This is a genomic window from Pseudoalteromonas amylolytica (assembly GCF_001854605.1).
In the GTDB taxonomy this organism is placed as follows: Bacteria; Pseudomonadota; Gammaproteobacteria; order Enterobacterales; family Alteromonadaceae; genus Pseudoalteromonas; species Pseudoalteromonas amylolytica.
This window is the reverse complement of the sequence record NZ_MKJU01000026.1, coordinates 101,065-125,130: the sequence shown is the minus strand read 5'-3', so window position 1 is coordinate 125,130 and position 24,066 is coordinate 101,065. Positions and strand designations below refer to the sequence as shown.

At 42.1% G+C, this 24,066-nt stretch carries 24 protein-coding genes and 1 other RNA gene; 12 read left to right on the top strand and 13 right to left on the bottom strand.

Features of this window, described 5'->3' with window-relative positions:
- Positions 1-233: 233 nt before the first annotated feature.
- Entirely contained in the window at positions 234-1,172 is a 939-nt protein-coding gene (gene mdh / locus BET10_RS11385; RefSeq protein ID WP_070985707.1) for a malate dehydrogenase, read from the top strand.
- Between the two features lie 141 nt (positions 1,173-1,313).
- Here mdh and BET10_RS11380 read toward each other — a convergent pair whose 3' ends face one another.
- A complete protein-coding gene (locus tag BET10_RS11380; protein ID WP_070985706.1) occupies positions 1,314-1,898 on the bottom strand; it encodes a class I SAM-dependent DNA methyltransferase in 585 nt (194 codons plus the stop codon).
- A gap of 204 nt (positions 1,899-2,102) precedes the next feature.
- Positions 2,103-3,428: a peptidoglycan DD-metalloendopeptidase family protein gene (locus BET10_RS11375; RefSeq protein WP_070985705.1), complete on the bottom strand. Its 1,326-nt coding sequence runs from the start codon at positions 3,426-3,428 to the stop codon at positions 2,103-2,105.
- Positions 3,429-3,576: 148 nt separating this feature from the next.
- On the opposite strand from BET10_RS11375, the gene tyrS reads away from it, so the two are divergent.
- The gene (gene tyrS, locus BET10_RS11370; RefSeq protein ID WP_070985851.1) at positions 3,577-4,776 is read left to right on the top strand and encodes a tyrosine--tRNA ligase; all 1,200 of its coding nucleotides are present in this window, start codon (positions 3,577-3,579) and stop codon (positions 4,774-4,776) included.
- A gap of 53 nt (positions 4,777-4,829) precedes the next feature.
- On the opposite strand, the gene BET10_RS11365 is transcribed toward tyrS, so the two are convergent.
- The 4 genes from BET10_RS11365 to folE2 form a co-directional block, all read right to left on the bottom strand.
- Positions 4,830-5,777: a cobalamin biosynthesis protein CobD/CbiB gene (locus BET10_RS11365; RefSeq protein WP_240503680.1), complete on the bottom strand. Its 948-nt coding sequence runs from the start codon at positions 5,775-5,777 to the stop codon at positions 4,830-4,832.
- Positions 5,778-5,793: 16 nt separating this feature from the next.
- On the bottom strand, positions 5,794-6,501 hold the full coding sequence (mtnN, locus tag BET10_RS11360) for a 5'-methylthioadenosine/S-adenosylhomocysteine nucleosidase (protein ID WP_070985703.1): 708 nt from the start codon (positions 6,499-6,501) through the stop codon (positions 5,794-5,796).
- A 124-nt stretch (positions 6,502-6,625) separates the two neighbouring features.
- Complete coding sequence (locus tag BET10_RS11355) at positions 6,626-7,216, bottom strand: DUF2726 domain-containing protein (protein ID WP_070985702.1); 591 nt, start codon at positions 7,214-7,216, stop codon at positions 6,626-6,628.
- An 85-nt stretch (positions 7,217-7,301) separates the two neighbouring features.
- Positions 7,302-8,222 (bottom strand): GTP cyclohydrolase FolE2, encoded by a 921-nt coding sequence (gene folE2, locus BET10_RS11350; protein ID WP_070985701.1) that lies wholly within the window; start codon positions 8,220-8,222, stop codon positions 7,302-7,304.
- 211 nt (positions 8,223-8,433) lie between these two features.
- Between folE2 and arcB the strand changes: the two genes are divergently transcribed.
- Entirely contained in the window at positions 8,434-10,764 is a 2,331-nt protein-coding gene (gene arcB, locus BET10_RS11345; protein WP_070985850.1) for an aerobic respiration two-component sensor histidine kinase ArcB, read from the top strand.
- A gap of 60 nt (positions 10,765-10,824) precedes the next feature.
- Here arcB and arcA read toward each other — a convergent pair whose 3' ends face one another.
- From arcA to trmB, 5 genes are all read right to left on the bottom strand, one after another.
- Positions 10,825-11,541, bottom strand: a complete 717-nt coding sequence (gene arcA / locus BET10_RS11340; protein WP_070985700.1) for a two-component system response regulator ArcA — start codon at positions 11,539-11,541, stop codon at positions 10,825-10,827.
- Between the two features lie 107 nt (positions 11,542-11,648).
- The gene (locus BET10_RS11335; protein WP_070985699.1) at positions 11,649-12,164 is read right to left on the bottom strand and encodes a YfiR family protein; all 516 of its coding nucleotides are present in this window, start codon (positions 12,162-12,164) and stop codon (positions 11,649-11,651) included.
- Positions 12,164-13,783: an ATP-binding protein gene (locus BET10_RS11330; protein ID WP_070985698.1), complete on the bottom strand. Its 1,620-nt coding sequence runs from the start codon at positions 13,781-13,783 to the stop codon at positions 12,164-12,166. Before BET10_RS11330 ends, BET10_RS11335 begins: the two co-directional genes overlap by 1 nt.
- 240 nt (positions 13,784-14,023) lie before the next feature.
- Positions 14,024-15,058 carry a methyltransferase gene (locus tag BET10_RS11325; RefSeq protein WP_070985697.1) on the bottom strand — a complete coding sequence of 345 codons (1,035 nt, stop codon included), beginning with the start codon at positions 15,056-15,058 and terminating at the stop codon, positions 14,024-14,026.
- 59 nt (positions 15,059-15,117) lie between these two features.
- Complete coding sequence (gene trmB / locus BET10_RS11320; protein ID WP_070985849.1) at positions 15,118-15,843, bottom strand: tRNA (guanosine(46)-N7)-methyltransferase TrmB; 726 nt, start codon at positions 15,841-15,843, stop codon at positions 15,118-15,120.
- Between the two features lie 129 nt (positions 15,844-15,972).
- Here trmB and mutY point away from each other — a divergent pair, with 129 nt between their 5' ends.
- Both mutY and BET10_RS11310 read left to right on the top strand, forming a co-directional pair.
- Positions 15,973-17,031: an A/G-specific adenine glycosylase gene (mutY, locus tag BET10_RS11315; protein WP_070985696.1), complete on the top strand. Its 1,059-nt coding sequence runs from the start codon at positions 15,973-15,975 to the stop codon at positions 17,029-17,031.
- 38 nt (positions 17,032-17,069) lie between these two features.
- Positions 17,070-17,345, top strand: a complete 276-nt coding sequence (locus tag BET10_RS11310) for an oxidative damage protection protein (protein WP_070985695.1) — start codon at positions 17,070-17,072, stop codon at positions 17,343-17,345.
- A 64-nt stretch (positions 17,346-17,409) separates the two neighbouring features.
- On the opposite strand, the gene ispB is transcribed toward BET10_RS11310, so the two are convergent.
- Positions 17,410-18,381, bottom strand: coding sequence for an octaprenyl diphosphate synthase (gene ispB, locus BET10_RS11305; RefSeq protein WP_070985694.1), 972 nt, complete (start codon positions 18,379-18,381; stop codon positions 17,410-17,412).
- A gap of 367 nt (positions 18,382-18,748) precedes the next feature.
- Here ispB and rplU point away from each other — a divergent pair, with 367 nt between their 5' ends.
- From rplU to BET10_RS11280, 5 genes are all read left to right on the top strand, one after another.
- Positions 18,749-19,060 carry a 50S ribosomal protein L21 gene (rplU, locus tag BET10_RS11300; RefSeq protein WP_070985693.1) on the top strand — a complete coding sequence of 104 codons (312 nt, stop codon included), beginning with the start codon at positions 18,749-18,751 and terminating at the stop codon, positions 19,058-19,060.
- A gap of 17 nt (positions 19,061-19,077) precedes the next feature.
- Positions 19,078-19,335, top strand: a complete 258-nt coding sequence (gene rpmA, locus BET10_RS11295) for a 50S ribosomal protein L27 (protein ID WP_010383519.1) — start codon at positions 19,078-19,080, stop codon at positions 19,333-19,335.
- 170 nt (positions 19,336-19,505) lie between these two features.
- Positions 19,506-20,663, top strand: coding sequence for an Obg family GTPase CgtA (cgtA, locus tag BET10_RS11290; protein WP_070985692.1), 1,158 nt, complete (start codon positions 19,506-19,508; stop codon positions 20,661-20,663).
- Between the two features lie 70 nt (positions 20,664-20,733).
- Positions 20,734-21,225: a type 3 dihydrofolate reductase gene (folA, locus tag BET10_RS11285; protein WP_070985691.1), complete on the top strand. Its 492-nt coding sequence runs from the start codon at positions 20,734-20,736 to the stop codon at positions 21,223-21,225.
- A gap of 80 nt (positions 21,226-21,305) precedes the next feature.
- Positions 21,306-21,680, top strand: coding sequence for a DUF3718 domain-containing protein (locus BET10_RS11280; protein ID WP_070985690.1), 375 nt, complete (start codon positions 21,306-21,308; stop codon positions 21,678-21,680).
- Between the two features lie 141 nt (positions 21,681-21,821).
- Here BET10_RS11280 and ssrS read toward each other — a convergent pair.
- A non-coding RNA gene (gene ssrS / locus BET10_RS11275) (6S RNA) lies at positions 21,822-22,004 on the bottom strand.
- A 185-nt stretch (positions 22,005-22,189) separates the two neighbouring features.
- Between ssrS and BET10_RS11270 the strand changes: the two genes are divergently transcribed.
- Both BET10_RS11270 and pepP read left to right on the top strand, forming a co-directional pair.
- A complete protein-coding gene (locus BET10_RS11270; protein ID WP_070985689.1) occupies positions 22,190-22,747 on the top strand; it encodes a UPF0149 family protein in 558 nt (185 codons plus the stop codon).
- Positions 22,747-24,057: a Xaa-Pro aminopeptidase gene (pepP, locus tag BET10_RS11265; protein ID WP_070985688.1), complete on the top strand. Its 1,311-nt coding sequence runs from the start codon at positions 22,747-22,749 to the stop codon at positions 24,055-24,057. Before BET10_RS11270 ends, pepP begins: the two co-directional genes overlap by 1 nt.
- Positions 24,058-24,066 lie beyond the last annotated feature (9 nt).

Here is a 24,066-nt window from a genome sequence, read left to right as displayed (position 1 = left end):
CGGTCTTGGGATTTTACACAAAACTGCAGTGTTACCCAAATTTTCACAATGAAATATGCTTTGATGGCATTGTTGAGATTGTATACAACGATGCGTAAAGGGCAAAGTGCCAAAAGCTTTACAACTATAGTCGAAAAAATCATGAAAATAACTCGGATTAATTTGTCTTTAGCGGCGCTTTTCATTATCTTTACAGCTCATTTAATTCCACCTTCAAATTATGGAGAATTCACATGAAAGTTGCTGTATTAGGTGCCGCTGGCGGTATCGGTCAAGCTTTATCGCTTTTACTAAAAAATGGCTTGCCTGCAGGCTCTGAGCTAGCACTATACGATGTTGCACCAGTTGTTCCTGGTGTAGCGGTTGACCTTTCTCACATTCCAACTGCAGTAAAAGTTGCAGGTTTTGGTGCTGATGATTTAGACGCTGCGTTAGTTGACGCTGATATCGTACTTATCCCAGCGGGTATGCCTCGTAAGCCAGGTATGGACCGTGCGGACTTGTTCAACGTAAACGCAGGTATCATCAAGACTTTGGCTGAAGGTATTGTTAAAAACTGTCCTAAAGCACTCGTTGGTGTTATTACAAACCCAGTTAACGGCACGGTTCCAATCGTTGCTGAAGTATTCAAAAAAGCGGGTACTTATGATGCTTCACGCGTATTCGGTGTAACGACACTTGACGTTATCCGTTCAGAAGCATTTGTTGCTGAGCTTAAAGGTGTTGACGTATCTGAAGTAAAAGTGCCAGTTATCGGTGGTCACTCAGGTACAACTATCCTACCTCTCCTTTCTCAGGTTGAAGGTGTAACCTTCACTGATGAAGAAGTTGCTGCACTAACGCCACGTATCCAAAATGCAGGTACTGAAGTAGTTAACGCTAAAGCGGGTGGCGGTTCTGCGACGCTTTCAATGGGCGCTGCAGCTGCACGTTTTTGTTTCTCACTTGTAAAAGGCTTACAAGGCGAGAGCAACGTTGTAGATTACGCTTATGTTGCGGTTGAAAATGGTGACGCTCCTTACTTCGCGCACCCAGTACGTCTTGGTAAGAACGGTGTTGAAGAAATCCTATCTTACGGCGAGCTAAGCGCTTTCGAGCAAAAAGCGAAAGAAGACATGCTTGAAACACTAAACAAAGACATCCAAGAGGGTGTTGACTTCATGGCTAAGTAAGCCTAGCAAGTGATTGAAAAGCCCGCAGTCGCGGGCTTTTTTGTGGGTTTTTTGTTGTGATCGCTAATCAAGTCCTACTCAGAGAACTACGTGTAAGATTAACCACGCCCAGAGGGCTTTACTTGGCGCTAGTAGACTCTGCTACGCGTTGTTTGCAACCCCCATAAGTACGTGTGCCTCACCTTTTTCACTTGTCAGTGAAAACGCATCACTAACACGTACAAGTGAGAGACCGACATGGGCGTAGGCATTGGTTATTATTTCTTTGGTGAAACCAAAATCATCTTCTTCGTTGCTACGTTTCCAATCCCATTGAATAAATGTCCCACCGTCTTTTAAAAGCAGTTTAAGTGTGGATAAGGTTTGCTCATAATCCGGTAAAAATGCACATACAGATGAGGCAACAATGAGATCAAAACGTGGCTCAAAAATAGGCTGGCTAGTGATTAAGTCTACGGAGATTTCACACGCTAGCGAGTTTACATTGTGAATATTTTTATGTTCTAAGACGTCAATCATCTTCGGCGAAGGATCAACGGCAACGACCGACGAAGCGACACGCGCTACCTTCTCGGTGAGTAACCCCGTGCCACAGCCAAAGTCTAACACACGCAAACCTTCCAAATTTATAAACTCACACAGTGAATCAAATGCTTTTTGTGAATACTCTATAGCCCCTGCGTTAGAGTCCCAGTCTTCTGCGTAATCGTCCCAACTATCACTCATTTTGTTTTCCTGCTTTTGAATGCGCAAATGCATAATATATCAACAGAGGTAGGATTATGCTTGTATAAAGTTTGCGACCCATTCCGTATCAGAAAGTCGTTTGTTATTCTGCCGTATAACACTGAACTTCCTTCAACTTACAGACGCTTTCTAAGCGCAATAAAAAAGGCCTCGATCGAGACCTTTTGACAATTGAAGCCCTGCTTAGTTATGCAGTGCCAGTTGTAGTGTTCTGTTGCGCTCAAGCTTTGCTAGCATTTCTTTGGCAATGGGCTTAAACGCGGCCATCTCAGCGGCAGGGAGTGGTTGTGATTTTGGTAGCTCGACCGTTTTTGGATTACGGTGAACGCCGTTTACCAAAAACTCATAGTGTAAATGTGCACCTGTTACACGACCCGTAGCACCCACAGTACCAATTTTCTGACCTTGTTTAACTTTTTGGCCAGTTTTTACCATACGCTTGTTTAAGTGTAGGTATTTGGTAATGTACTTATTACCGTGTTCGATGAATACGTAGTTACCGTTTAAGTTGTTGCGGCCAGACTTGATCACTTTACCATCGCCTGATGAGACGACCGGCGTGCCTGTGCGAGCGGCATAATCAATGCCTCGGTGTGCAGATACTCGACCTGTTACAGGGTGCTTACGGCGTGGATTAAAGCTTGAACTGATATACTTAAAGTTAACCGGTGCACGTAGGAAAGCTTTTTTCATGCTACGGCCTTCTGGGGTATAGAAGTTACCGTCGGTATGGCGTATTGCACTGTAGCGCTCACCTTGGTTGATGAACTCTGCGGCAATGATTTTACCTGTGCCAATTTCTTCGCCATCCACAAAGTGCGACTCGAAGATGATAGAAAACTCATCACCTTTTCTAATATCGTTGGCAAAGTCCACGTCCCAACCAAAAATCTCAGCGAAATTCATGATCTGACGCTCGGAAAGACCCGATGTAATACCCGCGGTCCAAAAGCTAGAGGTTATCTCACCGCCAGCAGCTTTCGCTATAGTCTCAATTTCTTTGCTCTGTATGGCTGTTTCGTACTGACTTTCATCATTAAGGGTAACAAATAAGGTGTCTGTTTTTGACAGTACATACTTAAGCTGCGCCAACTGGCCTTTGTCATCCGTTGCAAAACTTAACACTTCACCTGGGTGAATTTTAGTCAGCTTGCGCGTTTCTTCATTAGTGTTAACAACCTGATGGAGCGTTTGTGCTGAAAAGCCTGCTCTTTTAAAAATAACAGCTAGGCTATCACCTGACTTAACTTCATGATCAGTGTAGGTATATTCTACTTTCTTTGTGTTAATCGGCGCATCAGCGGAGTTAAGCTCGGTAAGTTGCTCAGTTACTTCGCTAACCTTTACTGGTAGCTCATAACGCTTTCCGACTTCTAATGCTTTTTTGTCATGATCTTTGGAAGCTGTTGCTTTTTCTGAAGGCCATAGAGCAACAATCAACATAAGGGAGATGAGACCAATAATAAGCAGTTTGTGTTTTTTAGGGAGCTTATACACCACGTGAACCATAACGCGCCTTTTCTGCTGTCAAGAAATTTTGTTGATAATATTGCAGGATATACGCAATAAAGCGGCAATACCAGTATTTTGTGCATTTAAACTCATGCAAATATAGGCTAGAATCGGCCGATAAACTGAATATTTGGAGCGATGAATGGTGGACTTAGAAACTGCATTTGCCGAGATAAAACGTGGTGCAGAAGAAATTCTTATTGAAGACGACTTAAAGGAAAAGCTTAAGTCAGGTAAAAAACTAAAGATCAAAGCGGGTTTTGATCCAACAGCGCCTGATTTGCATTTAGGTCACACTGTTCTCATTAATAAGCTAAAGACATTTCAAGACTTAGGTCATGAGGTGATTTTCTTAATTGGTGATTTCACCGGCATGATAGGTGACCCAACGGGTAAAAGTGTTACCCGTAAACCGCTTACCAAAGAAGATGTATTGGCAAACGCAGAAACATATAAAGAACAAGTTTTTAAGATTCTAGACCCAGCTAAAACAACGGTTGCATTCAATTCAACTTGGATGGAAAAATTGGGTAGTGCGGGCATGATCAAACTTGCAGCACGTCAAACCGTTGCTCGTATGCTTGAACGTGATGATTTTAAAAAGCGTTATGCAGGTGGTCAGCCAATTGCGATTCATGAATTCTTATACCCACTGGTACAAGGCTGGGACTCGGTTGCGTTAGAGGCTGATGTTGAGCTTGGTGGTACTGACCAGCGCTTCAACCTTTTGATGGGCCGTGAGCTGCAAAAAGAAGAAGGACAAACACCGCAAACTGTACTGATGATGCCATTGCTTGAAGGCACAGACGGTGTACAAAAGATGTCAAAATCGCTAGGTAACTACATCGGTATTACTGATGCGCCAAATGATATGTTCGGTAAAGTGATGTCTATCTCTGATGAGTTGATGTGGCGTTATTATGAATTATTGAGCGCTTTGTCATTAGAAGAAATTGCAAACTTAAAAGCGCAAGTGGCAGATGGTCGTAACCCAAGAGACATTAAGATTGAGTTCGCTAAAGAAATGATAGCGCGTTTCCACAGCGCTGAAGATGCTGAAGCTGCACACCAAGATTTTATTAAACGCTTCCAAAAGAATGCGTTGCCTGATGATATTCCGCAAGTAAGCATTTCAATTGATGAACCTGCGACATTTATAACCAACTTGCTAAAAGAAGCTGGTTTGGTGGCAAGTACATCAGAGGCGATGCGCATGATCAAACAAGGTGCGGTTAAACTTAACGGTGAAGAAAAGATAACAGATAGTAAGTTACTGATTGAAAAAGGCAGCACTGCCATTTATCAAGTAGGTAAACGTAAGTTTGCTAAAGTAACAGTTAACTAAATACCGATGACGTTTGATATTAGGCCAGCCTTAGCTGGCCTTTTTTATGTGCGTTAGAACCTTAAGGCGGTTGCTGATAGCGTATAGGCAAGCCATGATAGCGCAATCAACAATAAAAAGAAGGTTCGAATACGCTTTAGTAAGCTAAGTAGAGCATCTATGTCTTCAGGTTCTGGATGACGCTCGACGCCGAGGCGCATTTTCTCAAAGCGCTGCTCAAGGTAAAAACAGGGTCCGCCCAGCTGGACTCTTAAGTTGGCTGCAAACAAAGCCAAGATCCAACCGCTGTTTCGCTGATAAAAGTACCTCGCATAGTGTTTGATGTAATGCGCGACTTTTTTACCATTGAGTGATAGCGCCATAAGCGTGATAAACGTTCTTAAAGGCAGCCACTCAATGACGTAAATTGTCTGTTTGAGCGGTGCAATAAATCGGCTGTTGGGTTTGATACTGTCACGCCAAGCGTGGTCACAAAGCAGTAGTAGCTTGTAGCTCAGCGCGGCAATTGGGCCAAGTAATAAATAGAATATAATGATGAGATAATAATGCCTGACAGTGCGCAAGCTCGTACTATCAATACACGCTTTGGCAATACCTACTTTTGATAATTTAGCCACGTCTCGCGCCACAACGGATTGTAAAAGCTGTCTAGCGGTGGATTTTTGACCTTGCTTGAGTAAGGTTGCGATGCGCTTAGCACGGATGGTGATACTGGTATCTAAACATAGGTAAAGCACAAGACCACCAAGCCAGTTTGGATAATAGGCAAACTGCGACAGTAAAAGGCATAAAACAACAATGGTCAATATTGGCAATACAAAGGCAAGTGTGCCACTGAAGGCAAGATAGCTTGTTGATGCCTGACGTTGGTAAACTCTTTGGGCAATACCCTTAAAAACCAATAAAAAAATCGTATTGGGGTGGTAACTTCGTTGCAGCGGTAACAGGTGTGCTGCACTGAGTGAAAGTATGAATATCAGCAAGCCCTGGTGGGCTTGCATGAGTTCTAGCATCATCTTAAAGCGTGACGTTAGTTAACTTTTCAAGTAGTGCGGTGACTAGCTTTGAAGAATTAATCGACGCAACTTCGAGGTATTCTTCAAATGACTGTGGTGACTCTTTACCCGCGATATCAGAGAGAGAGCGAATAACGACAAAAGGAGTATCGAGTACATGGCATGCTTGTGCAATCGCAGCGCCTTCCATTTCTACAGCCAACATCGTTGGGAAATCAGCACGCGCTTTGTCAATTCGTACTGGATCACACATAAATGAATCACCCGTACAAATTAAGCCCGTCATGGTTTGCGTATCAGCAAGGCTAGCAACACTCTGCTTGGCCGCTTCGATAAGCGTAGGGTGTGCCTTAAATCCTGCAGGCATTTGCGGGACCTGACCGATTTCATAGCCAAACGCGGTTACATCAACGTCATGGTGTTTCACTTCATCTGAGATAACCACATCGCCAACGTTTAAACTAGGTTCAAAACCGCCAGCAGAGCCGGTATTGATAATGCAATCTGGTTTAAAGTTGTCAATCAGCAGTGTAGTTGCAACAGTTGCAGCAACCTTACCGATGCCTGATTGCACTAAAGTTACCGTGTGACCTGCAAGATCACCTGTGTAAAAAGTAAAGCCACCTTTACTCATTTGCTGCTTGTTTTGAATGGCTTCACGTAGGATCGCAACTTCAGGCTCCATTGCGCCAATAATACCAATATTCATGATAAGTATTCCTCAGAAAATTTGCGTCATAGTATACCTGAGCACGCCACAAATGCGAATTTCAACCTTAACGCAAGACATTAAAAAGCGAGCCGTAGGCTCGCTTTTTAATGTCTTTGATGTTTTATATTTCTGCTAATTGGGTTGAGTGTGCCTTGGCTTGAGAAGGTGACAGTACAGCTGGCTTTTCTGTTCTGTTACGAAGTGGTTTGGGCGCTTGAGCATTTTTACCTAGTTTAAATAAAATTGCGCTACGCACTTCTGAAGACTTATAGCCTGCTTTAACTTTCATCCGAATATGAGGAATGCCAGCAGACTCTAGCGCGCCACTAACAAACCAGTCGCGCTGCGCTTTGTGTCCGCTTTTATTGGCATTATTAACTAAATCAACAGCGGCCATAATTTTGAGTGTATCTTTATCAACCAACACATAATCAAGCTGCTTGTTTTTAGCTTTGATTAATGCGGCACGACGAGCTTTATCAGAAAGGCCGGGCTTGCATTCAATTAAGTCAATTAACTTTACTCGACTGACAATTTTGAATCGATCACCCACGGCTCTTTCCAGCAAAGTTAGAAAAGAAGCCTCTACGGTGCTAAAAACAGAATCTTTTTTATTAAATGGGTAAGGGTTACCACCTGTATCGGTATATTTTGCCGCAACGACAGAGGCGACAACAACAAGTGCTAATATTGATAATAAAGCAAATTCCATAAAACACTCCACAACAACAATTTGACAATTTACAGTTAATAAGCAAATGTCATGCCTGTTTAGGAGTGCTTTATGTATTTATTTTCTAAACTTGATAACCATGAGATAAACCTTTAACAGCATAAGCCACAGCGTCGTGCGCATGTAAAGATTCATAGTGATTAATCTTGATATAATAGTCTAGATAATGAGACGCCTCGAATAGTGCTTTGAGTTTCCTCGCTGCATCTTCACAAAACATTAAGTTTTGTCCGTTAAGTCTAGCAAACTCTTGTTCATCTTCTCTTTTAACCGCTGCTTGAACAGGCGTTTTCAATTCATGTTCGACGCTATTTATCAAAGCTAAAATGTCAAACTCTTGACTGTCTGATGCAAGCTTCACTTTGATATTTGCAATACTGCGCTGAGAGTGTGGTGTTGCAACAATACCTTCAGTGCTGCCCAGCCACTGGTGAACTTGATCAAAGCTAAGTGATTGTTTAGAAAACTGCTCACTGAATGCTTGTTGGATCAGCTGTCTGGCAAGTGCCGCTGAGCACGGGCAGGTAGATGAGTAGGTTACATCAAGTGCAACTTCCAACTGAAATTGGCCACCTTGAACTGTGCCAGTAACGGTAACAGGGTAACTTTTCCAGCCTTGTTTTTGACTGAGCAAAGATGAGCGGCGTAATGGTAACTCAAAAGTCAGTACCACTTTTGCGGCGTTACTCAGCCCTTGATGGCTACTTACGAAGCTATCAAGTACTTGTTTTAAGGTTTGAGGTGTTAAAGTTTGCTCACAAGATAAGGTATCCAAAGCCAAAAATAAGCGAGACATATGAATGCCTTTTGCCTGCTCGTTTTGTAAATTAACAAATGCATCGGCTTTAGCAGTGACAGTGATATCGTTTAATCCCTTGCTGGCAAATAATAAAGGTAGTTCAATATTACCCATACCGACCCAATTTAAGGTGCCGGTTTGCAAGGCTTCGGCGGTATCAGCAATATCTGGCATTATGGTTTGCATCTAAACCCTCATAGTCACGACGATTAAAAGCGTGCATATTACACTATAATCGAACGGGTTGCCCCTATAAGAATTGCTCTTAAGCGGTAGAAAAAGTGAAAATGTGCAAAAGATATTACAGTTCATATTGCACAGATTTTAATAAAAAGGATAGTTCGCATCTTGGTGTTGCTTGCGTATAATGTGCGAGTGAATGGGGTATATGGTGACTATGATAGATTCTTCTTTTGGCCCTTGGGCCCGCGTGTTAGCTAACTTAGTTAATAAATATGGTGCAAAGCCAGCGAGCTTCTTGTGTTTTATATTCATCTTATTGATAGCGCTGATCTTGTCATGTATGTTTTATTACGTTGCATTAGGCGAGATAAAAATTGTTGATGTTCTAGCGGTGATGTTTTTTTCTGCCGTGACGTCACCCGTGCTGATCTCGATATTGATCCACGCAATGCGGCAATTAGAAGACTCAAAAACCTACCTTGAGTCAGCAACCAAGCAAGAAAAATTACTTAACCAAACCCTAAAAGATAACATCAACCGTTTAAATAATGAGATCGATGAGCGTAAAATGGCGCTGCACGCCAAGCATCGAGCGATTGAAGAACTCCGAAAAGAAATAGCAGAACGTAAGAAGACACAACAAGAACTTGCTCAGCAGGGCATGTTACTGCGCTCGATTGTTGACTCCTCACCTGACTTATTCTATTACAGAGACGAAAATGGCGTATTTGCTGGTTGCAACAAGATGTTCGAGTTGGTGATAGGAAAACCCAGTGAAGAATTGATTGGCCGCTCCGTTGAACAAATTTATCCGCAAAACTTTTTGCCTGAAGTATTGCGAACCGATACAGAAGTTTCAACAACTCACAAGCCAATTACCCTAGATGTTGAATATCCCGTCAATGATGAAAATCGCTGGTTCGAAATGCGCAAGCTGCCATTTATCAATGACGATGGAAAGTATATCGGTCTACTGGCATTCGGCCGTGATATCACCAGTCGTAAAGAAGCAGAACAAGCACTTGAAACTGCTTATAAAGACAAAGGCAAGTTTATCGCAACATTAAGTCATGAACTGCGAACGCCATTAAATGGGATTGTAGGGTTAACCCGCATGCTATTAGATACCGAGTTGTCTCAGCAGCAAAAGAGCTGGTGTAATACCATTTTTTCAAGTGCTGAAACGCTTGGTAATATTTTTAACGATATTATAGATTTAGATAAAATAGATAGAGAGCAGCTAGACATAGCAACAGACAGTATCAATGTGTCTGATTTTATAAACGATGTGGTTAACTTTGCGGGCTTGATAGCAGATCAAAAGGGTCTCGATTTTACTATCAATCGTTCAGGCATGTTAGATGTCTATGCGTTGCTTGATCCAACGCGCTTGCGTCAGGTGCTTTGGAATCTTATCAATAACGCCGTCAAATTTACCCACCGCGGTGGCGTAACATTGGAATGCCGACGTGAAAACAGAGAAACGGGGCCTTGGTTGGCAATCAGTGTAATCGATACTGGTTTAGGCATTCCAAGTGATCAACAAGAACGCATTTTTGACATGTATTATAAAGCCCCAGATCTGACGGGTGCGAACGCAATTGGTTCAGGCATTGGCTTAGCGGTTACTAAAGCGCTCGTGTTGGCTATGAAAGGTCAAATCAGAGTCAGCAGCATAGAAGGGCAGGGAAGTCGTTTTGATGTAGATATTCCGTTAACGCTTTGCAGTGCGCCAAAGCAGCAAAGTTACGCAGGACGAAGCTTGTACATTTTGTTAGTTGAAGATGTACCACTGAATGCTGAAATTGCTACGAACCTGTTAGAGCAGAGGGGGCATGAGGTTATTTGGGCAGAGACCGGTGAAGACGCGTTATCTTTGGTCGCAACGGAAGATGACCTAGATTTGATACTGCTAGATATGCAGTTGCCGGATATTAACGGAGATCAGGTTGCAAAGGAAATTCGCGCAGATAGCCATTATGATGACCTTCCAATTGTTGCATTAACAGCGAATGTGCGCAGCGCTGAACAAGAGCTCGAAGGTATAAGCATACAGGGGGCGTTGGCAAAACCTATCAATACCACTCGTCTAGATCGCATGCTAGCAGACTTATTTGGTATTGATGCTAAGCTAAACAGCGCTAAAACACACCCAGATAAAGTAACTTTTAGTCAGCAGCAACAGCATGAGCTAGATATCGAGACGATAACGGATTTTATGGATTCAATGGGGGTTGATGCGTTTAAGCGCAGCGCGCGATTGTTTAAAACTCTTAATCCTAAGTACTGCACGGAACTGCGTGAAGCTCTGGGCAACAACGATATTGATGAATACGCATCGGTTGCACACAAGTTAAAAGGTGCAGCAGGCTCCGTGGGTTTAAATCAAGTGCAATTACACGCCAAGAAAATGGAATTGGATGCAGAGCAAGTTGATAATGAGGTGCTCAACATGTGGATTGAGCAATTGGAAGATAAAATTGTGCTAGGGCAATCCCTGTTAGAGCAAATTATTGAAATGCTGGCTAACCGAAGTGAAGCATAAAAATAAGGGGCTATGGGCCCCTTACTCAATAATTGCAAAACTCCCTGAAACCACTGTTCTTTAGCTATCAATCTTCCCTATAAAGCGATAGCCTTCACCATGAATGGTGCTGATCAGTTCAGAAGTGTTACTGTCGCTTTCAAAATGCTTTCTGATACGACGAATTGTTACATCTACAGTACGGTCATTGGCGCGAAGCTCTCGTCCTGTCATGTGCTTAATTAACTGCTCGCGACTAAAAATACGACCAGGTGAATCAAGCATTAGACGTAGTGCGCGGTATTCACCTTTAGGCAAGCGTTTTGCTTCGCCAGCTGGAGAAGTAAGGCAACGACTATTTTCGTCTAGCTCCCATCCGTTGAACGTGATAACTCCATTACTATCAAGTGACGACTCTTCACTAGAAGAACCTGTTCTTGAAATCAGGTTGCGTGCACGAATAGTTAACTCACGAGGGTTGAATGGCTTTGTGATGTAGTCATCAGCACCAATTTCTAAGCCAAGAATACGATCGACATCGTTGTCACGGCCTGTTAAGAAAATTAGGCCTATATTTCTTTTTTGGCGTAATTCACGAGCGAGAATCAAACCGTTTTTACCCGGAAGATTGATGTCCATAACAACAAGGTTGACGTCGTCATGCGTTGTCAGTTTGTCATGCATGTCATCGCCATCTATGGCTTCAATTACTTTGTAACCTTCCGCTTCAAATAAACTAACGAGGTTCAGGCGAGTTACGTCTTCATCCTCTACAATCAGAATGACTGGCGTTTGCATTATTAATTAACCTTTTCGGAATATATTATTTACATGAAATTCGGTACTATCTAATAAAACCGAATATTTACGATTATAGGAGTATATCTAATTGTTAACAAGTAAAATTAATTAGGATGAAACTTAGAAACTGCAAGCAGTCTTGATAACACTTTAAAATTATGTTGCGAAACTTGTTGCTTATTAATATACAGCCGTATTTTACTCCCTTCCTGGACCAAAGATGCGACTCCACCACCTTCGAGAAACTCTATGCTTTCTCCCACAAACACCGTATTAAGCGGGGTTGTATCGGCCCAAGCGGTAAGTATATCATCTTCATTACTTTCATCAATGTATGTGATATCACACTGCTCAGAAAGTTCCCCTAAATTGCTCGGCTTTTTTATTTGTATTATTTCTATTGGTAAGTTTCTAATTTTTAAACTACGGTTTCCTGCTAGAATTAACCCCGGTCCGTTATCTATATTTAGAAAACAAAATCGCGTAGACACTTTTGTCTGCTGATTAGGAAATTCAATAAATTTAGCCATCTGGTACAAGAATGCCGAACGTACCTGATCAGGTGATTTTGCACTAGATAAAAATGGAATAATTAATAAAATCAATATCAGTAAGCGCATTAATTTACCTCACCTAATGGTAGTGTGAGAATAAACCGAGCACCTGTCTTAGTGCTTTCATCAAGTGAGATGTTGCCATGTAATGCCTGAGTAATGAGGTTATACACCAAATGCATACCTAAGCCGCTACCACCTTCGCCACGTCGTGTTGTGACAAAGGGATCAAAGATCCGCTTTTTGATGGAGCTGGATACGCCACAGCCGTTATCACTGTATTCGACGGTCAGTTGGTTGTGATCTTTGGCTATCTTTATGTCAATGACATTGCCTTCGGCGCTGCTGAAGCCATGTAGCAAAGAGTTAGATATCAGTTGTTCAAATATTTGCTGTAGTGGCCCCGCTTTACTACTGATTACTAAGTCTTCTTGGCAATCAATATTTATAGTGGGATTCTTGGCGACCAGATCCGGCTTCATCGCTTTGATAATGTTGCCTAATAAGATCGCAACATTAACATCGGAACTCAGCTCCAGATCCTGACTAACAGCAACACGTTTGAAGCTAGAAATTAAATCAGCGGCTCGGTTTAAGTTTCTGTAGATTAAATCGAGGTTTTCAATGCCATCATTTATGAAGCGCTCAAGCTGTTTAGAAGTAAGGTTCTTTTGCTCAAAGGCGGATTTTATGTCTGCTAGTTTATCGCGTAATAGGGTTGAGCCGGTGACACCTAACCCGATTGGTGTGTTAACTTCATGTGCTACACCTGCAACCATCTGGCCTAAAGATGCCATTTTTTCGTTTTCGACAATTTGGTTTTGATACTGATGCATCCGCTCTAATGTATTTAGCAGCTCTTGATTTGCTTCACGCAGTGCAATAGTCCGTTGATTTACTTTTTCTTCTAGGCTCTGGTTTAACTTTTTTATTTCGAGCTTGTCTGCCTGATGCCGTTCTAACTGGTTCTGTGTTCGAGTTAGCATCACATTTAAGCTGCTTGCCAGAATGTTGATCTCTTCTATGTGGCTATTTGAAGCTCTGGTGCTGTAATTATGATTTTTTGATACATCTTGCAGCAAAATCGAAAGCTCTTCTATGGGTCGCGCGATGCGTCTTTGAATACCTCTTGCAACCAGTAGCACTAATAACAACACAAACAAAGTCAAAGTGATATCAACTAATATCTTAGTATTGATATATTCATTCAAACGTTCCAAACCACCGCGAATATAAACATAACCTTCAATTTTATCTTCATAAATCACAGGCTTGATGAGTTCGATATAGTCTTCGGTTATTCTAGGCTCTTGCAGCTGCTCAATGCTATTAACCTTTAGTGGTACAGGGGGCGTTTTCGAAGCATTATAGCTGGTAAAAAATACCGGTTTATTCGTTACGTCATCGATATCATAGATATGTATATTTTTAACGAGTTCGACCCTTTTAAACGATTTTAAGCGTTTTTCTTCGGTTTTTCGATCTTCAAAAATCAGTGTGATTTGTGCATTAAACGAGACTATCTCAGCAATCATATCAAGCTTGTTGATGATCAACTTTCTTTGTTCTTTGATATCAAGATAAGTAGAGATTGAAATGGATAAAGACAGGCACAGAGCTGTAACGAGCATTACTGCACTAATTAAAACTTTCCTTATACTTGTTTTTGATGCCTGCTTTGTCATTATCAGCCTTAATTCAGCCAGTTACCAAATACTAATTCGTTATACTTTTGGCAACTCATAAAGCGTTTGGGCGCGCAAGTCACTCAAATTAGCTTTATTTGGCGCGAAAAAGAGTCGAACGGTATGAACTACATTCTAGTGTAGCAAAGAGATTGAATAAAATAACAAAAAAATCACTGACTTTGCATGTTATTTTATCCAATATGCGTGCTTAAAAAGTCTGCAATTGTGGCAGTAGGATCACTTTTTAGCTTGGTAAACCGTGAATTTAGTGTTTTTGGCAAGAATAGTGAATTGACCAAATTGTTGTTCAAGAATTGGCGGGTACTTTAAAAAGTTATTAGCAACAATTTGTACCTGTCCGCTTGGTTTCAGAAACCCTTTGGTTTGTTCTAAAAAGCGTTCGGCAATACCATAATCTGTCGCAATTCCTGTGTGAAATGGTGGATTGCTGATAATCAGGTTGAATTGATCACTCACCTCTTGTAAGCCATCACTGAGAATACAATCCGCGTCTAAGCTGTTAAGAGCAAGGGTTTGTTGCGTAGCATATATAGCTAGTGCACTAACATCGGAGCAAAAAAGCCTCAGCTCACTTTGTTGCGAACCTAAGAAAGTCGCAATGATGCCTGCGCCACACCCAAAATCTAGCACCTTGCCTTTATATGGCACAGGGATGTTTTCAAGCAGCAGTTCTGTGCCCACATCAAGTTTACCGTGGTTAAATACACCCGGTACACTCACCACATTGAAGGTTTTGTTGGCGACGTTTACACTGAATGTGCTGTGATATTGTTTTATATCGAAGCCTGGGTTAACTGTAAGTTCGGAAAACTCATATAGTACGCAATGTTTGGCACTTTCAAGTTTATAAAACTGCAAAGCGAAAGGCTTGAGTTGCTTTTCAACCGATTTAACGCCACCTTTATTATCACCAACTACCAACAAGCGTGTGTTAGCACTGGCTATTGCTCTAATGTTATCAAGCATCATTAAAGCTTCTGGTTTAGATTTTGGATAGTAGTAAATAATCAAATCCAAATCGGCGAGCTGGGGCAAGCTATGATCCACATAACTATTAATATTTGGATATTTGCTGGAGTCATTATGATCCGCCACATTATAGCTAAAGGCGCTGATCGTGGCTGTGGGATTTAGCTCGGTTAACTCAGCTAAAAAGCCATCTCGGTTTGTATTGATGACCAAAATGTTGTTGCCATGTAATTCTTCTTCGTTGCGAAGGAGCAACAGACTGGGGTTTGTTAACTTACTCATAATCACTCATATTAAAGGGCCTTAATTGGGCCCTGTTAGTTTTTTAAACACCTTACAGATTATTCAACGCGCTTAAACATCAGGTCCCAAACTCCGTGACCAAGCCTGTGACCACGTTGTTCAAACTTAGTAAGAGGGCGGTTGTCTGGACGTGGAACATAATCGTTCGTCGCTGAGATATTTTCATAACCAGGTGCTGCTTGCATCACTTCTAGCATATGTTCAGCGTAGTTTTCCCAATCAGTGGCCATATGAAAAATACCACCGATTTTTAGCTTTTTCCTAAGACTCTCGACGAACTCAGGTTGTACGATACGGCGCTTATGGTGGCGCTTTTTATGCCAAGGGTCGGGGAAGAAAAGCTGCATTGTTGTTAAACTTCCATCCGCAATACAATCAGCAAGCACTTCAACTGCATCGTGCTCAAATACACGTAAGTTTGTTACTTGATGTTCATCGGCGTCCATCAAGCAAGCGCCTACACCTGGGCGGTGTACTTCAATTCCAATAAAGTTAAGGTTTGGTGCATTCTTGGCCATTTCGACCAGCGACTTACCCATACCGAAACCGATTTCTAGCACTACATCGTTGTCATTATCAAACACTTTTGAGAAATCGAGCATTCCTTGACTGTGCTCTAAGCCCATAGTTGGCCAGCACTTTTCAATCGCAGCATGTTGTCCTTTGGTTAAACGGCCTTCACGTTTTACAAAGCTGCGTACTTTGCGGATGTATTTACCTTCTTGCTGTGCTTGTTCCAGCGCGGTTTTGCTCGATTCACTCATAATCATTTCTGCGGTGTAAAAAACGGGCGCATATTATCCCTATTCATTGGCTCAAGTACAATAGCTTGACTGTTTTTAAAAGCACCATACACTGGCGCCCTAGTAATAAATCAATAAATAGTGTGGTTAATGCAGGTATCTAGTGAGCAGGCGCAATGGTTCGCCGAGCAGGTTGTCAATTGGTATCACCTACATGGACGTAAGACTTTACCATGGCAGTTAGGTAAAACACCTTACAAAGTGTGGATCTCAGAAGTTATGTTACAACAAACTCAGGTTGTCACTGTCATTCCTTACTTTGAGCGTTTTATGGCGCGCTTTCCTAGCATTGAAGCCTTGGCTGAGGCTCCAGAAGATGAAGTGCTACATCACTGGACTGGACTTGGCTACTACGCGAGAGCTAGGAACCTGCATAAAACGGCAAAAATAGTGGCAAACGAGTTTAACGGACAGTTTCCACAAACTTTGGAGCAGGTTATGGCGTTGCCCGGAATTGGCCGCTCTACAGCTGGCGCTATTTTGTCTTTAGCGCTAGGCCAACATCACCCAATTTTAGATGGCAACGTCAAGCGAGTATTAGCACGGTTTTTCATGGTTGAGGGCTGGTATGGTGTCAAAGGCGTAGAAAAGCAGCTTTGGGCGCTAAGTGATGCTCTCACGCCCAAAAATAATGTCACTGAATTTAACCAAGCGATGATGGACCTAGGTGCGAGCCTCTGCTCAAGAAGTAATTTTAATTGTGCAGCTTGTCCGTTATCGGAGCAGTGTTTAGCCAATAAGCATAATCAGGTTAAAGCATTTCCAAACCCAAAGCCGAAAAAAGACAAACCTAAAAGGCAGGCATATCATTTAATCATCAATGCCCAAAACAAACTATTGATGGAGAAAAGGCCCAGCACGGGTATTTGGGGCGGGCTGTTTGGTTTTTTTGAGTTTCAGACGATTGAGCAGGCCGAGCAGTTTATCGCTCAGCATGGATTACAAGGGCAATTACATTCGCTGCAATCATTTATTCATATTTTTACTCACTTTGAATTAACCATTCACCCATTGGTATTTAAGCTGGCAACGATCCCTGATTTTGCCCATGAGCAAGCAATTATTTGGTATGACTTAGATGACCATGCTGAAGTTGGTTTGGCTGCTCCTACGAAAAAGTTGGTTAAAGTCCTAGGCGCGATGAGTTAGACTATCGATATTAAATTATAATTTGATGTGGAAAAGTTATGGCACGTACTGTTTTTTGTCAAAAGCTACAAAAAGAGGCACCTGGTTTAGATTTTCAATTGTATCCAGGTGAAATCGGCGAAAAGATTTTTAACAATATTTCAAAAGAAGCTTGGCAGCAATGGCAGCATAAGCAAACTATGCTGATCAACGAAAAGCATCTAAACATGATGGATCCAGAGCACAGAGCGCTACTTGAGGAGCAAATGGTAGGGTTCTTGTTTGAAAATAAAGAAGTAGAAATTGAAGGTTATCGTCCACCTGAGCAAAAGTAGTCACAATGACGAGAACATATAAAAGGCCGCTACATGCGGCCTTTTTTGATTCAATTTGTAATTCTTAGTGATCTCTTGCAACTGACAATTCAGCCAATGCTATTAAAGCCTGCTTGTATGGCGACTCAGGTAAAAATGCAAGGTAGCTGATCGCTTTTTGAGCTTCATTCTTGGCTTTTTCCATTGCAAACTCTAATGCTTTAGTTTGCTCAAGCGTTGTAAGAATATCTTCCAGATAGGCCATGCCATTACCTGTTTCAATCGCTTCTCTGATCTGGGCTACTTGTTTCTCAGAACCGTGCTGCATGGCATAAATAAGAGGCAGTGTTGGCTTTCCTTCTGCAAGGTCATCACCTAGGTTTTTACCCATTTGCTGCGCATTTGCGCTGTAATCCAGTACATCATCTACAAGTTGAAAAGCAGTCCCTAAGTGCATGCCATATAATTTCAGCGCTTCTTGTACATCATGAGGGTGCCCTAAAACTACAGCTGGTAACATTGTTGCCGCCTCGAATAACTTAGCTGTTTTGCTGTAGATAACCTGCATATAACTTTTTTCACTGGTATCAGGGTCGTTGCAATTCATTAACTGCAGTACTTCCCCTTCCGCGATAACATTGGTGGCATCAGCAAGTATTTGCATCACTTGCATGTTGTTTAAACCCACCATTAGCTGGAATGAGCGAGTGTAAATAAAGTCTCCGACGAGCACACTTGCAGCGTTGCCAAATTCAGCATTTGCAGTAGGTTCGCCACGTCGTAGCGACGACTCATCCACTACATCATCGTGCAAAAGGGTTGCGGTGTGGATAAATTCGATAATAGTTGCAAGTGTTACATGTGTGTCATTTGGGCAGTCTAAAGCTTTGGCTGTAAGCAAAGTGAGCATAGGGCGAATACGCTTGCCACCGCTGTTAACAATGTAGAGTCCGAGTTGATTAACTAAAGCAACGTCGGATTGCATTTGTGCATGAATAAGTTGATTGACGTTAAGCATATCAGGTTCGATTAACGTCTGGATAGTTTTGATATCCATTGTGCTCCAAGCCAAAAATAAGTTACGAGATACAGCGCGAGTGTACTACAAAATTTAAACTAGCTCGATATTTTGTCCAAATCTGGCTAAAAAAATAACTTATCTTGGTATGTTGTTGATTATTTGGACAACTTATCGGTTGTATTAAACGCTTTAAAAATCGTCTTAAAAGTGTAAAAAAGGGCTTTGGTTTAGCGGCGTTTTTGGATAAACTAGCGAAAAATAATGATTCGCCCTCATTGCAGTTATTTTTTATTCATTTTCTACAAAAATAGGCTTGCTTGTAGACAAGCATTAGCGTAAACTTCGCGCCCTATTGAAGAATATTAAGTTGCGTCGATTTGAGGGCGCACAGACGGAGTTAATTATGTACGCGGTTTTCCAAAGTGGTGGTAAACAGCACCGTGTGACTGAAGGTCAAACAATTCGTCTAGAGAAATTAGACGTTGAAACTGGTGCAGCAGTTGAATTCGATTCAGTACTTCTAGTTGCTGATGGTGAGAAAATCGAGATCGGTGCACCGTTCGTAAACGGTGGCAAGGTAACAGCTGAGGTTGTTTCACATGGTCGCGGTGAGAAGATTAAGATCGTTAAATTTAGACGTCGTAAGCATTCTCGTAAGCAGATGGGCCACCGTCAGTGGTTCACTGAAGTTAAAATCACTGGCATTAGCGCTTAATTTAGAGGTACAGAAAGATGGCACATAAGAAGGCAGCTGGTAGTACTCGTAACGGTCGTGATTCAGAAAGTAAACGCTTAGGTGTTAAGCGTTTCGGTGGTGAATCAGTATTAGCGGGTAACATCATTGTTCGTCAACGTGGTACTAAATTCCACGCTGGCACTAACGCAGGTATCGGTAAAGACCACACAATTTTTGCAAAAGCAGACGGTAAAGTTGTTTTTGAACAAAAAGGTCCTTTAAACCGTAAATACGTTAGCATCATTGCTGAGTAATCGGTAAAAGATTGAAAAAACCCCGCTACGGCGGGGTTTTTTGTTTGTCAAAAGCATAACTTTATTAGTAAAGATTGGTTTTTATTGGGCAAAGTAATAAGAACTAAAGCTTTAGCGGTAAAGGTATTATACTTCGGTATTAGAATCCCCCCAGTCAAAAGAGAGTAACCATGAAGTTTGTCGATGAAGTTGAAATTCGAGCAGAAGCGGGCGATGGCGGCAGTGGCATTGTGTCATTTCGTCGGGAAAAATTTGTCCCTGATGGCGGTCCTGATGGCGGTGATGGTGGGGATGGTGGCAGTGTATACCTATTAGCAGATGAAAGCTGGAATACCCTAGTTGACTATCAATTTGAACGTTTTCACAGAGCAGAGCGTGGCACAAATGGCCAGTCTCGTAATTGTACTGGTAAAAAGGGTAATGATTTATTCTTGAAAGTGCCTGTAGGTACGCGCGTGACAGACGTTGATACTGAAGAGTCTTTGGGGGACTTAACACAACATGGGCAAAAGCTATTAGTTGCCAAAGGCGGCTTTCATGGTTTGGGGAACACTCGTTTTAAATCTAGCGTAAACCGAGCACCACGTCAGAAAACCTTAGGTACGCCGGGTGAGGTTCGTAATCTGAAGCTGGAGCTAATGTTACTTGCTGATGTAGGCTTGTTAGGGTTGCCTAATGCTGGTAAATCAACCTTTATTCGTAGCGTATCAGCTGCAAAACCAAAAGTAGCTGATTATCCATTTACGACATTGATCCCTAATTTGGGGGTGGTGAGACCTGAGTCAGGTAAGTCTTTTGTGATTGCGGATATCCCTGGGCTTATTGAGGGGGCATCTGAGGGAGCGGGTTTAGGTATTCGCTTTTTAAAACACTTAGAGCGTTGTCGTGTACTGTTACATATTGTTGATGTGATGCCAGTTGATGGTACAGACCCAGTAGATAATGCGTTTGCCATCATCAATGAGCTACATCAATATAGCCCTAAACTGGCAGACAAACCTCGTTGGTTAGTGCTCAACAAGATTGATCTAGTGCCAGAAGATGAAGTTGAAACGTTGTGTGAGCGTATTGCCAGTGAGCTGGATGCTGATACTGTGTATCGCATTTCTGCTATAAACAAGCAAAACACGCAGGCACTGTGTTATGACATCATGGAATTGCTGGAAAGTATGCCAAAAGACAAATTTGAGGCTGAAGCAGAGCAAGAAGAAGTCGAGTTTAAGTGGGATACCTATCATCGCCAAGCAACAAAAGAAGCTAGTGATGATGATTGGGACGACGATTGGGATGACGACGACTATGATGTTGAAGTGATCTACGAAAGATAAAATACAGATATTTTTGTAATTAAGGGCTATTTGGCCCTTTTTTAATACTAAATTATTGATGAGGTTCAATGTGATAATTTCCATGATAGCGGCAATGGCGAACAACCGAGTGATAGGGCAAGACAATAAAATGCCATGGCATTTGCCCTCTGATCTAAAGCACTTTAAAAGAGTTACGCTGAACAAACCCGTTGTGATGGGTAGAAAAACATTTGAATCAATAGGGCGTCCATTGCCAGGGCGACGTAATATAGTGATCACACGAAGCGAGAGTTATTCTGCATCGGGCGTTGAGGTGGTAAGTTCACCTCAAGCTGCACTGGAGCTGGTTAGTGATGCGGAAGAAATCATGATCATTGGTGGCGGCAACATCTATGAGCAGTTTTTACCTATGTGTGAACGACTATACCTGACCTTTATTGATTTGGACGTCGCAGGAGATACCTGCTTTCCTGATTATACAAAAGCAGGACACTGGGAAGTCATCGAAGAGCAGTCTTTAAGTGCAGATGAGTGTAATCCACATAACCATAAGTTCGTAACCCTAAAGAAAAAACTATGAGTTTATTGCTAAATTTTGTTCAGCTTGGTACAATTACTATCCTTTTTGGGGTACGAAAAAAGTATTAGAGGGTGTTTGGAATGAAATTAACTACTGTGCTTGTGTCTGTTTCTTTATGTGCAGCTTCTTTAGCATTTAGTCAAAAAGCAAGTGCTGATGATCAGTTAGCGGTGTCTCTATGTGAGTATGTTGCAGCTGACGATAAAAGCGCTTTACGTAAAAAACTGAAAAGTTCACGTGTTAAAATCCGTAACGTATTTGATGCGATACAGTGCAATGGTAACAACCTACTGCGTCATGCGATTGCGAGCAACGCAGCAGATACCGGTGAGTTTATTGTTAAAAACTTGCCAAAAAGCGTATTAGCAGATGGCGCAGATATCGCTTGGGCTGAAGGAAATGGTCACGGCGGTTCTCCAATCATCGCTGCAATTAAAGACCGCGCAGGGCTTTAATTACAACTGACTTACGGTGTGCAAATCGTAAGTACAACAGCGAAAAAGGCCTCACATTAGTGGGGTTTTTTGTTTTCTGAGAGCATGAAATTGACAAGCTTTGATTTGTTGAAAGTAGTGCTTTGAGTATAAGAGAAGTAGATGTTCCCCGGCGACGCGGATGCGGATGTCAGCCCTTGAACCCTGAGGTTCAAGGCGGAACGCAACAGCTCACCGTAGGCTTCTCGGTACATGCCGAGCTTGCGCAAAAGCAAGCAAACTACATTCCTAAATAAAATTTATCGGCTCAGGGACTTAATCTGCTGTCCTACGAGCTAGGGAACACCTTCAGTATATAAAACATAACGCTTGGCCGAAACCATAAAACGAAAAATGTTGTTCGTTTGCTTGGTTTTTATTCGTAACACTCATACAGGTGTTTGATTTTTAGCCCAAAGGATACAATTGCTTGGAGTTGCTATACTTGCGGTGTTAGCATTAAGCGTAAACATGCCTAAAAAGTCGAACTGATGAGTGAACTAAACGATTACACCCAAGCGCAACTATTGCTTGAAAAACACGATATATACATTGCCCCAGCGGAAGTACATGGTGCTATCAGCGGCTTGTTGGCATGTGGATTAAATATTGAAGAAAAAGAGTACCTCGGTTTATTGAGTGATGTGTTCAATGAGGGACAAACATTTCAAGAAGAGCTAAAGCAATTTTTTGCCAACATGTATAAACACGTTGTTGAGCACTTCAGTAATGCAGAATTTCATTTTGAATTATTCTTACCAAGCGAAGACGAATCTTTAATAGACCAGGCCAATGCGTTAGTCGGCTGGGTCTCTGGGTTTTTGTTAGGATTTGGCTTAAAACAAAAAGATTATGGTAAGTTATCTGCTGATGTGAAAGAAGTGATCAGTGATTTTACTGAAATTACCAAACTCGATACGCATTTTGATGACACCGAAGAAGACCAACAAGCCCTTCATGAAATTATTGAATATATTCGTGTATCAGCCATGCTGTGTTTTGCTGAAATGGGCAAAGATCTGACTACAACTTCAAAGACAATACACTAATGATTGAGACAAAAGAGTTTTTACAACGCAGAACACGTTTGTTATCACAATTAGATAAAAACGCTGTTGCTGTGATCCCTGCAGCGGTGGAGTTGACACGCAGCCGCGATACAGAGTTTCCTTTTCGTCAAGACAGCGACTTTTACTATTTAACAGGCTTTAACGAACCTGATGCTGTACTGGTGCTATGTAAAGACCGAGATGAACAACTCAGCAGCCACTTATTTTGTAGAAACAAAGACAAAGTAGCTGAAATTTGGCATGGTCGCCGCGTTGGCTTTGAGCAGGCGAAAGCGCAATATTTATTTGATCACAGCTACCCACTTAGTGAGCTTGATGAGCAATTGCAGTCGCTCGTTAACACCAAGCGTGTACTGTATTATGGACAAGGTACTTACGGTGACTTTGATAATAAAATCTGGTCGTTATTAAGCACTCTACGTGGCGCACCAAAAAAAGGTTATCGCGCCCCAGAGATCATTAAAGACATCCGCCCACTGGTGCATGAAATGCGACTGTTTAAATCCGAAGCAGAAATTGCGCTCATGCGAAAGGCGGCAAAAATAAGCTGCGAAGCACACAAACGAGCAATGCGGTTTGCCAAAGCTGGAGCCACTGAATACCAGCTAGAGGCGGAGTTACATCATCATTATGCAATGAATGGTGCGCGTCATCCAGCCTATGGCACCATTGTTGGCTCAGGTAACAACGCCAATATATTACATTACACCGAAAATGGGGATGAGTTAAAAGCTGGAGATTTAGTGCTCATTGACTCAGGTTGCGAGCTGCAAGGTTATGCCGCAGATATTACCCGTACTTTTCCGGTATCTGGGCGTTTTAGTGAAGCCCAAAAGCAAGTGTATGAATTGGTTTTAAAAGCACAGCAAGCCGCATTTGAGCATGTTAAACCAGGCGGTACGTTGGTTAAGGCCAATCAAGCTGCAATGAAAGTAATGACACAAGGTTTGATCCAGCTCGGTATTTTGGCTGGAGATTTAGATACACTCATGGAAAACCAAGCGTGCAAAGCGTTTTATATGCATGGTTTAGGTCATTGGTTAGGCTTGGATGTACACGATGTTGGTGAGTATAAACTCGATGAGGCTGACAGGCCTTTTGAACCTGGCATGGTATTAACCATCGAACCTGGGTTGTACTTTGACGAAGATGCTGAAGTGCCTGAAAAATTTAAGGGCATAGGCATTCGTATTGAAGACGACTTGCTCGTTACCGAAAGTGGCTTTGAGAACTTAACTGTAGATGCACCAAAGACCATTGCTGACATAGAAGCGCTAATGCAACACTAGGAGAGCAGG